General features: G+C 53.9%; 13 protein-coding genes. 2 read left to right on the top strand and 11 right to left on the bottom strand.

Annotated elements, in window-relative coordinates:
• Positions 1-84: 84 nt before the first annotated feature.
• The 6 genes from CPH80_RS23095 to cysQ form a co-directional block, all read right to left on the bottom strand.
• Positions 85-480, bottom strand: a complete 396-nt coding sequence (locus CPH80_RS23095; protein ID WP_227520293.1) for a GNVR domain-containing protein — start codon at positions 478-480, stop codon at positions 85-87.
• Positions 461-1066, bottom strand: coding sequence for a Wzz/FepE/Etk N-terminal domain-containing protein (locus CPH80_RS23090; RefSeq protein ID WP_227520292.1), 606 nt, complete (start codon positions 1064-1066; stop codon positions 461-463). Before CPH80_RS23090 ends, CPH80_RS23095 begins: the two co-directional genes overlap by 20 nt.
• Entirely contained in the window at positions 1066-3579 is a 2514-nt protein-coding gene (locus tag CPH80_RS00060) for an SLBB domain-containing protein (protein ID WP_096275062.1), read from the bottom strand. The genes CPH80_RS23090 and CPH80_RS00060 overlap by 1 nt, the downstream gene beginning before the upstream one ends.
• Before the next feature lie 58 nt (positions 3580-3637).
• Positions 3638-5128, bottom strand: a complete 1491-nt coding sequence (locus CPH80_RS00055) for a capsule assembly Wzi family protein (protein ID WP_096275061.1) — start codon at positions 5126-5128, stop codon at positions 3638-3640.
• A 276-nt stretch (positions 5129-5404) separates the two neighbouring features.
• Positions 5405-5881 (bottom strand): transcription/translation regulatory transformer protein RfaH, encoded by a 477-nt coding sequence (gene rfaH / locus CPH80_RS00050; RefSeq protein ID WP_096275060.1) that lies wholly within the window; start codon positions 5879-5881, stop codon positions 5405-5407.
• The gene (gene cysQ, locus CPH80_RS00045; RefSeq protein ID WP_096275059.1) at positions 5878-6654 is read right to left on the bottom strand and encodes a 3'(2'),5'-bisphosphate nucleotidase CysQ; all 777 of its coding nucleotides are present in this window, start codon (positions 6652-6654) and stop codon (positions 5878-5880) included. Before cysQ ends, rfaH begins: the two co-directional genes overlap by 4 nt.
• Positions 6655-6815: 161 nt before the next feature.
• Here cysQ and CPH80_RS00040 point away from each other — a divergent pair, with 161 nt between their 5' ends.
• Both CPH80_RS00040 and CPH80_RS00035 read left to right on the top strand, forming a co-directional pair.
• Positions 6816-8177: an MBL fold metallo-hydrolase gene (locus tag CPH80_RS00040; RefSeq protein WP_096275058.1), complete on the top strand. Its 1362-nt coding sequence runs from the start codon at positions 6816-6818 to the stop codon at positions 8175-8177.
• Positions 8174-10375 (top strand): mechanosensitive ion channel family protein, encoded by a 2202-nt coding sequence (locus CPH80_RS00035; protein ID WP_096275057.1) that lies wholly within the window; start codon positions 8174-8176, stop codon positions 10373-10375. Before CPH80_RS00040 ends, CPH80_RS00035 begins: the two co-directional genes overlap by 4 nt.
• A gap of 98 nt (positions 10376-10473) precedes the next feature.
• Here CPH80_RS00035 and CPH80_RS00030 read toward each other — a convergent pair whose 3' ends face one another.
• The 5 genes from CPH80_RS00030 to CPH80_RS00005 all read right to left on the bottom strand — a co-directional run bounded on the left by CPH80_RS00030 (position 10474) and on the right by CPH80_RS00005 (position 13226).
• Positions 10474-10827: a type II toxin-antitoxin system PemK/MazF family toxin gene (locus CPH80_RS00030; protein ID WP_096275056.1), complete on the bottom strand. Its 354-nt coding sequence runs from the start codon at positions 10825-10827 to the stop codon at positions 10474-10476.
• A gap of 24 nt (positions 10828-10851) precedes the next feature.
• Positions 10852-11109, bottom strand: coding sequence for an AbrB/MazE/SpoVT family DNA-binding domain-containing protein (locus CPH80_RS00025; RefSeq protein ID WP_096275055.1), 258 nt, complete (start codon positions 11107-11109; stop codon positions 10852-10854).
• Between the two features lie 187 nt (positions 11110-11296).
• On the bottom strand, positions 11297-11995 hold the full coding sequence (locus CPH80_RS00020) for a Fic family protein (protein WP_096275054.1): 699 nt from the start codon (positions 11993-11995) through the stop codon (positions 11297-11299).
• 145 nt (positions 11996-12140) lie between these two features.
• On the bottom strand, positions 12141-12521 hold the full coding sequence (locus tag CPH80_RS00015; RefSeq protein ID WP_096275053.1) for a helix-turn-helix domain-containing protein: 381 nt from the start codon (positions 12519-12521) through the stop codon (positions 12141-12143).
• 474 nt (positions 12522-12995) lie between these two features.
• A complete protein-coding gene (locus tag CPH80_RS00005; protein ID WP_157746811.1) occupies positions 12996-13226 on the bottom strand; it encodes a DUF2931 family protein in 231 nt (76 codons plus the stop codon).
• Positions 13227-13283: the final 57 nt, after the last annotated feature.

Genomic DNA, 13283 nt, shown 5'->3' with positions numbered 1-13283 from the left:
GAAATATGAAAAGTTAACCATCTGATTATTAAAGATTTTTCAAAACCGATAAGGGCTCCTTATCAGTTATCTATCTTTTATCCGTCATTGTTCTTCCACTGACGATCCATGCGTTGCCGATTCTGTCTGAGTGGCTCCATTTCGCACAAAAGCCATTATGAACACGACGAATACTCCGAGCATGCCACCCAGCATGGTGGCTATCACCGCAATCAAAGCTCGTTTTGGCCCGCTTTTTTCCTGAGGCACCACGGCCGGGTCTACGGTTTTAAATATGTATTCGGATTGGGCGTTGGCTAGCATTACCGTGCGGGTTTCGCTTTCTATAAGCTGATAGAAAACCTGTTGCATCCCGGCGATGTTAGTTTCGTTGAGCTTTCCTTCCAGGTAGGCGATGCGGGCTTCGGCTTCCTGTACGTCTTGCTGGCGCATGTGTTCGTTGATGTCGTGTACCAGATTTTCAGCCCATTCCTTGGCCACTGGAGGGGGCCTGGCTTTTAATGTTCAGGGTGACCATACCAATATCTTCGTTGGTGGACAGGCTCAGGTGGCTTTCTTTGAACTGTTTTACCATGTCCCAGTCTGTTGGCTCCAAGCTTTCGCCTTCGTCATCGGTGAGCCATTCACCGGTCTCGGGGTTATAGACCTCCCGGTTGATCAACCATTTTTCATTTTCTATATCCCAGGCTTCGATGGCCATAAGGGGGATGATGAAGTTGTGACGATGGATGAAGTCGGTCAGAAAAGCGCGGGATTGCAGAACTTCCTTGGCTATAACAGTCTGGTTCGAGCCGCCACCACCCAGACTGATGCCCGCCAGGCTAGCCAGGCCCCCGAGCTGGCCGCTGATGCCAGCACCACCTTCGCTCTGAACCGGCGCCAGGAGCACGCTAGATTGGTAGATGTTGGGCTTGCTGAGCGCATAGAACACGCCAGCGGCAGCAAAGACAATGGTAAAAAGGATGATGATCCACTTGCCGCGCCAGAGGGTGACGAAGAGTTCGCGGAGATCTATTTCGTCGTCGGCGTATTGCGGCGCTTGCTCAACGTTGGGATTTTGGCTCATTACAGATTCCCCACTGCAGCTGCACCCAAGGCCATCTGGTAAACAATCTGGCTAACATTAGTCCATAGCTCCAGCTGATTCAGACGATCAACATCGATGGGCATAATCACGGTATCACCGGGCTGCAATTGCTGGCTACGGCCACCAAACCAAGCGCTTTTCTCAGGTAGCATCACGGAGCCGTCGGCTTTCACCACGTACACGCGGTTTTCATCCGCTTGGCGGGTTGGGCCGCCCGAACGGTCCAGATAATCGTCCACCGTTAGACCTGCTACGTGCAGGTGGCTGGTGGGAAATTGCACTTCGCCGAATACGCTGACGGCCTGGGGAATGATCGGTACGGTCAGGGTGTCGCCGTCTTGTAAGCGGATGGACTGGTAATCGCTGTCGTTCAATACGGCTTGCAGGTCGATGACCATGCGGCCCACAGGGCGGCTGCTTTGTACATCGTCCAGCAGGCCTTTTACCTGGTCTACGCGCTGGGCGTTCTGGCCGCCAAAACTATCGCCTTCCAGTTGCACACCCAGTAAATCCCCTTGCAGGCGCTGTTCCGCTTCGCGTAGGCGCTGAGCTTCCAGTACTCGCAATTTCTCACGGGTGAATACCACTCCACGGGGGAAAGCGTTATTGGTAAGGCCGCCGGCGCGCTGGAGTATATCAACCAAGGTTTCACCGTCGCTGAAGGTGTATTCACCCGGGTAAAGAACCTCGCCCTTCAGCGTGACGGTGCGTGTGGCTCCGAATAACGGTATGGATTTGACCATCAGCCGGTCACGGCTTTGCAGGTATATGTCCGCCTGATCATTCATCGCATTGGCCAGGTCAATGGTCTGGATGCGGGTTCGCTCTACGCCATTTTCATCGAGCGTGCGGCGGGCCAGCTCCGCTTCCAACATTAGCGCGGAGTCGTTTAAACCACCTGCCATTACGATGGCGTCTTTCACTTTGCCCGTGGCGGGTAACGGGTATTCACCGGGGTAGCGCACGGGACCACTGATGGTCATGGTTTGCTGGGGGGCCAGCGGGGTCGCCTGTGTTTTCAGGCGCTTTACGATGGGTTCGAACAGTGCCTCACGGCTGTAACCTTGGGCATTCGCAGCACTGTTCTGCCCTGGGTCAGCTTTGCCATTATCGGCAAACACCAGCACTTGGTCTTTTTCTTGAAGAACTAGGTCAGCAGCGCTACCAGGGCGGTTTACTGCGTTTTTCAGTTCCAGGCTCAGCACTGAAATTTGCCGGGTTTCCGGATTCGTTCTGACAATCGCAGCGAAGCTGGTATCCGCCATTGGCAGCAAATCGACATCCAACTTACGTATCACCGAACTCACGCGCATGCCCGGAACCCAGGCAAACTTTCCGGTGCGCGTGGCGGCGCCGGTGATTTCAATATACTGGCCGGTCACATCGGCAATCGACGCAATGGACACCAGGTCACCGGCTTTTACGCGCGCCTGTTTACCTGCGGCACTGGTCAGGTCGGCTTCGGCGATTATTCTTAAGAATTCCTGGTTCGTGCGCTCTATGCGGGTGATTTGTGGGTAGGCCTGGGCGGTCATGCCTCCGGCCAGGTTAACCAGCTCTTGCAAGCTGGTGGCACCATCAATTTCATACAGCGCAGGGCGGTATACTTCGCCGTCTATACCCACGCGAGGGCCAACGGCCGGGATGAAGATGGCGTCGCCCGCTTGCAGGCGGGCATCGCCGCTGGTGTCGCCTTTCAGCAGCAAGTCGTAAAGGTCCAGGGTGTGGACCACTTTGCCATTACGTTTTAGCTGAATGTTACGCAGGGAACCGGTGTGGCGAATGCCGCCAGACACGTACAGGGCGTTGGTAATGGTGGATAGCGAGCTGACGCTGTAAGAGCCCGGCGTGCGGGTTTCACCCAGTACGAACACGCGCATGCTGCGCAGTTCCCCCAGCGACACGGCGGCTTTTACGCCAATGTACTGTTCAGCCACCAGTTTGCTGATTTTGTCACGGGCCTGCTGAAAACTCAGCCCCGCCACGGTGATGGGGCCGCGTTCGGGCATGTCGATGGTGCCATTGCGGGAGACGGTAAGCGCGAACTGGCGGTTTTCGTTACCCCACAGCTGAATTCTGATTTGGTCGCCAGGCCCTAATGTGTAATTCATTGGTACGGGCACTTCGGTAACAGGGGCAAAGGTGCTGGGCTTGCCTTCAAACAGGTCATAACCAAACGGTTGCAGGCCGTTGTTCTTTTTGGCGAACGCCTGCTCTTCTTCTGTTGGCTTATTCTCGTCTTCGTTTTGATTTTCAGTATTGCCGTTTTCCAGCGGCTCAACCACGGAAATGGCGCGGTTAGCCTTCGGCTCACTGTTGCCGGAGCTGCCCTGAACCTGGTTCAGATCCACGCCGTACTGCCGTGCCAGCGCTTCCTGCTGTGCTTTTGGCAATGATTTAAACTGATCAATCTGTGCTGACGTCGGGGATTGTGCAGAAACAGATAAGGGCACTGCTAGAAGCAAGGTGAAAAGAAGACTTTTTGGGTTCACAACGCGTATCCGGGAAGAGTTTTAAAGAAAATTTGAGGGTGGCAGGGCCGGCCACTCACTAAAATCGATAACGCCAGCTGGCACCAACAGACCACTGGCCGGATTGGTTTTCCGCCAGGTTAACCAGCTCTAGCTTTTTATCCGCAAACTGAACACTTAAATCCAGCCAGCCATTTAACAATTGCGTGCCGTAGGCAACTTTGCCAATAACTTGTTTAGAGCTTTCGGCAGGCACCATCAGTTTGATTTTCTCATCAATAACGGGCGTTCTTCTTGCGCCATCTTTGTTGAACTCAACAACACTTAAGCTGGCAGAAAGGTTTCGGCCGTCATCGAAAAAATGAAAACCGCCGAGCGTAATAGCCTCTGCATCGCCACTAAAACTGGCACCCATGGTGCGACCGTAATAACGGTAGCCGCTCTTATAACGGGAGTGATCGTAGGTGATGCCAGGCATGGCAGTCCCCATAAAATCATCAGCCAAGGTGTTGGCGTACTCAATAAACCATTGCTGTTCGCCGCTGAACAGCTGGCTTGTCCAGTCGGTGCCCAAGAGCCAGGACTTGCGGGCGGGGAATGCTCCTGCTTCGTCTTCGCCCATCATCTGAGCGTACACGCCCATGGATTGATTTCCGATTGCGAAGCCGTAACGGGCATCTATGCTGGCAAGCTGGTTGCCTGGGTCGTTTCCTTCCAGTTGGCCGTTGTCTTTTCCAATCAACGCGTTCCAGATGGTGGAGCCACCTTCAGGCCGGCCTTCGCCACCGAACATAATGGCGCGGGAGAAGCCCAGTTCCAGCCCGTCGAATGGGCGAACATTCAGGCGCATACCAATCAGCTTGGCTTCGGGCACTTTGCGTTCTTTTTCGTACTGCCCGGCAAGCAGGGTGAATTGCCAGGGCCCAATCCAGCTGAGCCAGCGGCTTTCAGGCGCAGAAGCGTCTTTGCGGTTCAGCCATACGGAGGGCATTGGCCGGGCGTTGTTAGACAGGATAAGGCTGGATTGCCAGCCAGGCCCCCACCAGCGATCGACAGCCCCGGCACCAAACACCCAGTTGCCGGCGGTGGCTGCGAGGTAGGAGCCATCAAAGCGGGCGCTTTCGTTGTCATCGGGGTTGTGGGCATAGGCCGGGCTTAAGCCGAACGCCCAGTTTTGTCCCTGCCATTGCACATCCAGTTTAGCTGCCGCATCGGCCATTGGTCCGCGATCAAACCCTTGAACCATGGCCACTTCATTGGTGGCAGACACTTCAAACTCGGCACGAAAACCAGGCGACGCTTGTTGGCTGCGCTCGAACTCAAGGTAGTTACGTGCCAATCCAGTAACTGAGCCGGGCTGGCTATCTGATTCATTCAGGCCATTGGTGATGGAGCCCCACATTATTGGCCAACTGGTGACCGGCCGTGACAGGTGGCCACGGTCTGCAAGCTTCTGCACGGCAAATCGTGCACGTGCGTCGCCTGGCTCGAGCCAAGGCGCTGCTGCCGTATAAAAGCTGGCCAGGCACGCTACCGCCCCACCGACCAGGGTCCAGTGCTTTAAGGTCATAGAAATAATTTGCCGGCAATGACAGGGGAAATGCCAAGAGGAGAAGATACGCTCCCAACTGCATACCTGTCAGTGTGTGAATGTTCCGTGTCTGAAGCGTGGCGATTTTACGCCATCATACGAGACAAGCAAGTGCCAAAAGGTGTGGCATGGGCTTTTAGAGGCTTACGGCCGTTAAGAATTGTTAAAGGATTGGGGTGCGCTGATTTGTGGGTTAACTGCACCCCTCCCGAAGCGTCGGACCGCCCCAACCCCTCTCCCGCAAGGGGCGAGGGGCTATTTTAGTGACGACACTGGCACTTTCACCCGCTGTTGCTTTTGCATGAAGTTGATCAGCACGATGGCCCGCTCTTCTCCATCGTATGCCTGAAAAACGGCATTAATGCCCTCAAAAGGCCCCTCGCCTAGTTGAACCGCCTCGCCAGATTTGAGCCCGCCCTGCTGTGTGACGGAATCGAGACTGTCTTTTATCTGCTGGATAACGTCGTCTGAGATGCCGGCGGGTTTGTTGGCAAAGCTTACAACCCGAAGTACGCCGCGGGTTGAGCGGAGTTTTGCCCAGTTGGGGTCGGTTTGTTCTAGCTTAACGAACATATAGCCATGGAAAAGCGCCTCAAGCTTTTGGGTGCGTTTTCCGGCTTTGATTTTTTCTATCTGGATTTTCGGGTAGAAACAGGTGACGTCCTGATTTTGCAGGTTCACCACGGCGCGATCGCCTTGTGCAGGCTTATGTTGAAGTGCGTACCAAGTCATGGGCGCGGAACATACCCGTTTCCTGCTGCAACAAAATACGGGTTTAGCACATTCTCTTTGCCGTATCGCAGGGGTTTGCCATCCAAGGCGTACACATTACCACCAGCGGCAAGCAGCACTGCGTGGGCTGCGGCTGTATCCCACTCGCTGGTGGGGCCCATGCGCGGGTAGATGTCTGCATGGCCTTCTGCTATTCGGCAGAATTTAAGAGAGCTGCCGGCTTGAATTGTTTTGTGCGCACCTAGGGTTTCGATGAAGGCGCGGGTTTCGTCATTCAGGTGGTTTTTGCTGGCGACTACGCGCTTGGTTGCTTGGGGCTGCGCCACGCGGACGCGGCGAACTTGCCCGGCTCGGTCACGCTTGTGGGCGCCCTCACCTTTGATTCCCCAAAACGCTTCTTTTAAAGCGGGCGCGGTGACAACGCCCATGACTGGCTCACCGTCTTCAATCAGCGCGATGTTTACGGTGAATTCCCCGGTGCGCTGGGTAAATTCTTTGGTGCCATCAATGGGGTCAACCAGCCAGAACCGACGCCAGTGTTTGCGCTCCTCCCACGGGGCCTGTGCGCCCTCCTCCGAGAGGATCGGAATATCCCGGCTTATGTTACGCAGGCCTTTTACAATAATGTCGTGGCTTGCAACATCCGCCGCTGTGATGGGCGACTCGTCTTCCTTGTAGCTCACTTTGAAATCAGATTGGTAGATATGAAGCACTTTGGTACTGGCTTCGTCCGCTATTCTGATCACATCGGGGAGCATTGAGCTGTAGTGCATGCTTTGCGTCCTGCTTTTCGTGAATCCCTGCATTGTATCAAATAAGAGGGGCAGACCGCATTTAGCCTTTTTTGTGGTGCCGCTTTCAGGCAATCTGAGTGAATCCTTTTCAGGCGCGCTCTGACGCCCTCTAACCCAATCACTCAAAAGGTGTTTTGTGTATGAAACTTCGCTTCCTCGGCGGCACTGGCACGGTAACCGGCTCGCGTTACCTGTTATCCGATGACAAACACCGCGTATTGGTTGATTGCGGCATGTACCAGGGCGTTAAAACGTTACGCCGTAGGAACTGGGCGGAGTTTCCTGTGGACCCCAGCACCATTGATGCGGTGGTTCTTACCCACGCTCACATAGACCACACCGGCTACTTGCCAGCGCTGGTGAAAAACGGCTTTAAAGGCAAGATTTACTGCACCCAGGGCACCTACGATTTGTGTAAGGTGCTGCTTCCGGATGCAGGCCACCTGCAGGAAGAAGATGCCAGGTACGCTTATCGCAAGAAGTTCTCGAAACACGAACACCCAGAGCCCCTGTTCGGCGTGAAGGATGCTTGGGAAGCCTTGGAGCACTTTGAGCCCCTGCACTACCACGAAACCTTTGAGCCGGTGAAAGGCTTTGAAGTGACCTTTACGCCTGCCGGGCATATTCTGGGCTCTGCCTGCGTGCACGTTCACCATAAGGCCGATGACCGCACGGTTGTGTTCAGTGGTGATGTGGGCCGGCAGAATGATTTGATCATGCGCGCACCGGAGCCCATCAAAAAAGCCGATGTGCTGGTGTGTGAATCCACCTACGGCGACAGAGAACACGAGGGTACCGATCCGGAAACCGAACTGGCAGACATCATCACCCGCACTGCGGGCCGTGGCGGCATTGTGTTGATTCCGGCTTTTGCGGTTGGCCGCGCCCAGATGCTGCTTTATGTGATTCACAAGATCATGAACGAGGGGCGCATTCCCAAGCTGCCGGTATACCTGAACAGCCCCATGGCCATCAAAGCCACAGAGATTTTTTGTAAGCATCATAAAGAGCACAAGCTGAGCGCCAGCCAGTGCGAAGTGATCGACAGCCATACCGAATTCGTTCGCACCGTGGATGAATCTATCAAACTGGATTCCGTGCGCACGCCCTGCGTGATTGTCTCTGCCAGTGGCATGGCCACCGGTGGCCGGGTTCTGCACCATTTGAAAACCCTGCTGCCAAACCATAGGAACAGCGTGGTGTTTGCTGGCTTTCAGGCACCGGGCACCCGGGGCGACCGGCTAGTGGCAGGCGTAGAGTCTGTGAAAATTCACGGAGACTACTGGCCGGTTGAAGCCGAGATCCACAATATGAGCTCGCTCTCCGCCCACGGTGACTATAATGAGTTGCTGCAGTGGCTTGAGCAGGGAGCGCTTGCGCCGGAGAAAGTGTATGTTACCCACGGCGAGACGCTGGCCAGTGACATAATGCGCAAGCGGATCAACGAGAAGTTTGGTTGGGACGCACAGGTGCCGGATTTGTTTGAAGAGGTTGAGATTTGAGGTTAATCGCACTGCTTTTTGGCTTTGCCTTGCTGTTTTCAGCCGTTGGCACTGCCCAAGGCCAGCCCTTATCCCTACCCGGCATACCCGGGTTTTCCGGGGAGTCAGAGAAAGAGGAAGCTTCTCCAGAGGAGCTTGGCGCGTCTCTTGAGATAACCATTCAGGCCCTGCAAGACGACGAGAGCCGGGAATCCCTGGTAAAACAACTCAAGTCCATTCAGCAGGGGCTGCAGGCAGAGTCCTCAAAAGCGGCACAAAAGGCTTCCGGTGGCGAGGGGTTGCTGGGCGCCCTGGCGGTTTTCTTTGATGAGACGGCCAACGCAGACAGCGCTGCAGGCACCCCGCTGGGTATGTGGAAAACGCATTTCCGCAATGCCTATAGTGCGGCGGGAAAGCTGCTCGCCAGCGCATCGTTTCGGGTGCTCGCGGAGACCACCGCCGGGCTTATCGCTTGGATGGCTGCAGTCTATGGCCTCACTCGTTTGGCACGCCTGTTTTTTGCATGGAGGGGCTGGCCACTGCAAATGCCACGGCAACCTGGGCCATGGTTGTTGGTAGCTCACTTTGTACGGCGGATTTTGCCTTGGCTGATTACCTTTACCGCTCTACTGGCGGGGCTACCCACGTTTGGCATGTCGGAAGGTGCGCAAACCACCATACTGATTCTGGCTTACGCGGCCCTGAGCGCCCGAGCGCTGACGTCACTGTTTGATGTGATGATTTCTATTTTTTCCAGCGGCCACCGCCGGACTGCCGTTTTGATTCTGCGCCGGCGAATGCTGCTGCCCCTGTTCATTATCGGGGTACTTTTCGCCCTTGAGGACGCTCTGGGCACCACCGAACTCACCTCGCAGCTGGGCCCGGAGCTGGCCAGTGCGCTGGCGCTGGTCTTTAGCGTAGTCGCCGCTCTTCTGAGCTTTTTCCTGATTGTTCGAAACCGGCGCCCAGTCACTCACCTGATTCGCAACCGACCCTACAAACAGCGGGCGAACCAAGGCGTATGGCGGGAAGTGACCGCGCTGCTGGCCCGGCTTTGGCATATCCCGTTGCTATTGGCCATCAGTGCATCTGTGGCCGCGGTGTTTGTTAATGGCGGAGAGGCCGACGCTGCCCTGGGCAAGGCCATGATCTGCGCTTTGCTGCTTGCGCTGACCCTTGCCCTGCAGGGGCTGATTGGCATTCAAGAGAGCCGCCCAAGCCACCAGGCTCTTAGCAAGTTTAGCCGCAGGCTGGTGCGATTCGGCTACCGATTGATACAGACAGCCGCGTGGCTAGTATTTTTTGAATTGATATTGCAGATATGGGATTTGTCCCTATTGGGACTGGGAGATAATCAGCCGATCAGCATCGCCCTGGCGGGCAGCCTAATCGGCGTGACTCTTACAGGCTTGATTGCCAACCTGACTTGGATATTTGCAGATGAGCTCCTGGACCGGGCGATGCACGGCGGAGATCGCAAGAAAAGGATCAACCCGGCAAGAGCCCAGACCATTCTGCCCATTGCCCGGAACACCCTACTGATAACGATTTTGATCGTTGCCACGCTGGCCGGCTTGTCAACCTTAGGTATCGATGTAACGCCGCTGCTGGCAGGTGCAGGTATTATCGGCCTGGCTGTAGGTTTTGGCGCTCAGACGCTGGTTCAGGATTTGATTACTGGACTGTTTATTGTGGTTGAAGACTCCATGTCGGTCGGCGATTTTGTGGAGATCAACACTTTCATGGGAACGGTGGAGGGGTTCAACTTGCGCACCGTGCGCCTGAGGGATCTTGAGGGGGTTGTTCATCACATCACTTTCAGCAAAATCAGCTCCATTCACAACATGTCGCGCCAGTTTGGTATCGCTCTACTCAAGATTCGGATTCCCCGTGAATTGCCCATTGATGATGCCATTCTTCTGATGATGGAGACAGCTGAGGAGCTGCGTACATTGCCGGATATGCGGTGGCTGATTTGGTCGCCTCTGGAAATGCAGGGCATTCACTCATTTGAGGAAGGCTGCCCAGTATTGCGCATGCGCATGCGGACGAAGCCGGAGTTTCAGTGGGATGTGTCGAGGGCTTTCAATCTGCTGCTGAAGCGCAACATGGAAGAGCGATATATAGATGTGGCGGCGCCGAGGATTAGTGTGCAGATGGATGCGGAAGGGGGTGGTCGGTCGCCGTTGATTGAGGGGCGGGGGGCTGACGGGGAGTGATTTTGGGGTGGCTGCCCATCACACTCGCTGAACAGGGCCTGGGTAACGGGCCACCGAGACGGGCTGTGCCTGTCCATGATCACTTATAACCTGGTTGTCTAGTCGTCGGGATCGATAATGGCTGCGAAGCGAGCTATCGCATCGGCGATGACTTCTGGAGGCGCTTTTTCTTGGAATTTGGCACTACGTGCCCGAAGATCCAGTGTCCGTGCCTGACTCACAATAACGGCACCTTGGGTTTTGGTGCCTGAAAGAGGCACTGCAAAGCCAAGATCTCTTTCATAAGCCCCGCCTTGAGTAATGGGGGCGATCAAGGCTTTGCCGAGACGATTGAATTCTTTACGGGAGAGGACGAGGCAGGGACGTGAATCACCTTGCATTTCTGTTCCGAGGGTTGGATTCAGGGAAACCCAAATAATATCACCCTGATCAAATGTTCGTTTTGGTGGCATAAATCATTCCTTCAGTTGTTTAAGTCATATCATTTCCTCCCCGGCCAACGGTGCATTTTCCCAAGCTTGGAGGTCGTTTGCTAACGGTGCGTTGGGGCTACACTGTGCGACCAGGTCTTGAAGTTTGTACTTCCGTCGAGTCTTTGCAGGCTCAATGATAATGCGCATTCCCTCTTCTCTGATGGAAATGTCATCGCCTAAACGGAGGCGCAATTTCTTCAACAACGGTGCAGGCAATATTGCGCCAGCGCTGTTACCGATTTTTCTAATACTCGTCTTCATAATAATGCTCATTCAATAGACAAAGATGTTTTTGCAATTTGAGCTTACTAATATTACTTTACTACCGCTTATGTGTCAACATTGTTATAACTTTACTAGACACATTGACTATTGCGTATAGCGCGACAATTAACTTGGCCGGTCCGGACAAGATAGTTGACGCTGCATACGTTGACAGAGGGGCGGGTTACTCCTTCATAATCCGAACAACCCGTTCATCCATGCAACTACGCACAAATCGGTTCATTTTTGCTTGGTCACCGGAACTGTAGAACTCTAGCAGCAGCTCATTAAACTCAAGCTGGCGCGATGCCGGAACATTGATAGCTGGGTATCCATGGTTGAGAAGGTGGCCATTCATCATAAATCGCCCCATGCGCTTGTTAACATCGAAAAAAAACTGACAGCGAGCCATGGTAAGAAACAGATGAATAGCCTGATCGTATACATCTTCGAAGCTTGTGAGCTTGTCGACCATATCCGCATAAAGGTCAACAAGCTGATTTGCCTGGGGCGGCTCATAATCGGTTCCGGCGATAAGCACACCCCCTGAACGAAAACAGCCCCACTCTAGCGTCTCCTCCTTTCCGGCAATACGGTGCAAATTGCAGGCGCAGCCTTGCGTTAACTCAAACTGCCGCCCTTTGATCAACCGGAACAGCTCCTTCCACGCATCCGCCTGGTTAGTAGCAATTTGCTGATCACTGAGCCGATGTCCTCCAACGGTTATTCCCTGCATCAACGTTTGCACTTCGGGTAGCGTAAAGTTGAGCCCTTCAAGCCGAACAGCGTCGTAAACAAAAACGGACACGCCCCGCTGCGCAAGCATTAATGCCTTTTCGCGGTTTTGAGGTATTGACCAGTGCAAATCAGTAGTTGGGTACATAGTAAAAGCTTAAGTCCTTGATATTTCTGCTCGGGTTTTTGGTGGGCTGTGCCTGTCCATGATTTGATGTGATTTTGGGGTGGATGGTGGGCTGTGCCTGTCCATGATTTGATGTGATTTTGGGGTGGATATCTATGATCAAAATTTACTCCACTAACAAATCGTCTATATCCACCTGCAAAGCCCCCGCCAGCGCCTTCAGTACTTTGGCCGAGCCAGACTTGTTGCCTGCTTCAATCTGGCTGATATAGGACTTGCCGACGCCGGCGACGTGGCCCAAAGCTTCTTGCGTAAACTCGCGATACTCCCGCCAGACTCTCAGCGGGTGATCGTCGCCGCTAATCAAACGGCCAACAATGTTAGCGGGTATCACTTCGTCCTCATCGCTGGCGAGCTCAACCATAGCTTCTCTGGCATCCGATGCATCCTGCGAACTTTCCGCCAACGTCAACAGGTTCAGATATTCATCATAAGGCAGCACCGCATACTCTGGCTTACCTTCACGCTCAATGATTTGCGCACTCATTTATAAACGTCTCCTCTTGAACCCACCTTCAGTACCAAAAACCACCAACTCCCCGTGGTCAACACTGCAAATTGCCCGGTAGCTACCTTGCCTTAAGCGCCAGTAGGGTTGCCCCTTCATGAGTTTGAAGTCTCCTTCGTAGGCACTCGGATCTTGTGCGAAACTTCTAGTTCGTGCATCAACTTTTGTGCTTGGGGTTTGGGCATCTTTCGCATTACTTTGAGCGCAGATTTCTTATAAGTCAGTTTATACATTAGAGTTTACTTTAAGTTTACCAATAGTCAACTTTTGGCAAGATGCATAGCCGGAGATTTCGGCTCCGAAAACGACGTTTCTCTGAAAATCATCACCATCCATCCAGCGGAATGCCGTGCTCTTTTAGGTAGTCGCCATGTTCATTCAAATAATCTTTCGTGCGGGTTTTATAGCGAAAGGCCTCGCCTTCAATTTCATTGGCCTGCAGTCGAGCAATTTCTATTTCATTGCGATTTGGTTCATGATCCAGACAACGATTTCACCGCCGGGAGCAAGGCCAAGAGTAAGGGTGTCTCGCGGAGCTTCGAACTCACCTAACGAGGTCTCGTAAAGGGCGGGAACTTCCATGAGGCTAGGCCATTCCTCCGGGATCGAAATCAGCCGTTGATAGAACTTTTGCTCTGCGAAGAAAACCCACTGGATACCAATATAATTCGGAAACGGGTCCATTCGACCTGCAACTCCTCTTGGCCCCTGGGGGCCCTTCCAACAACAACCCATACTGCC

The organism is Marinobacter sp. LV10R510-11A (genome assembly GCF_900215155.1).
Lineage (GTDB): Bacteria > Pseudomonadota > Gammaproteobacteria > Pseudomonadales > Oleiphilaceae > Marinobacter.
The sequence above is the reverse complement of the archived record's forward strand: the minus strand, read 5'-3'. Positions and strand labels throughout refer to the sequence as shown.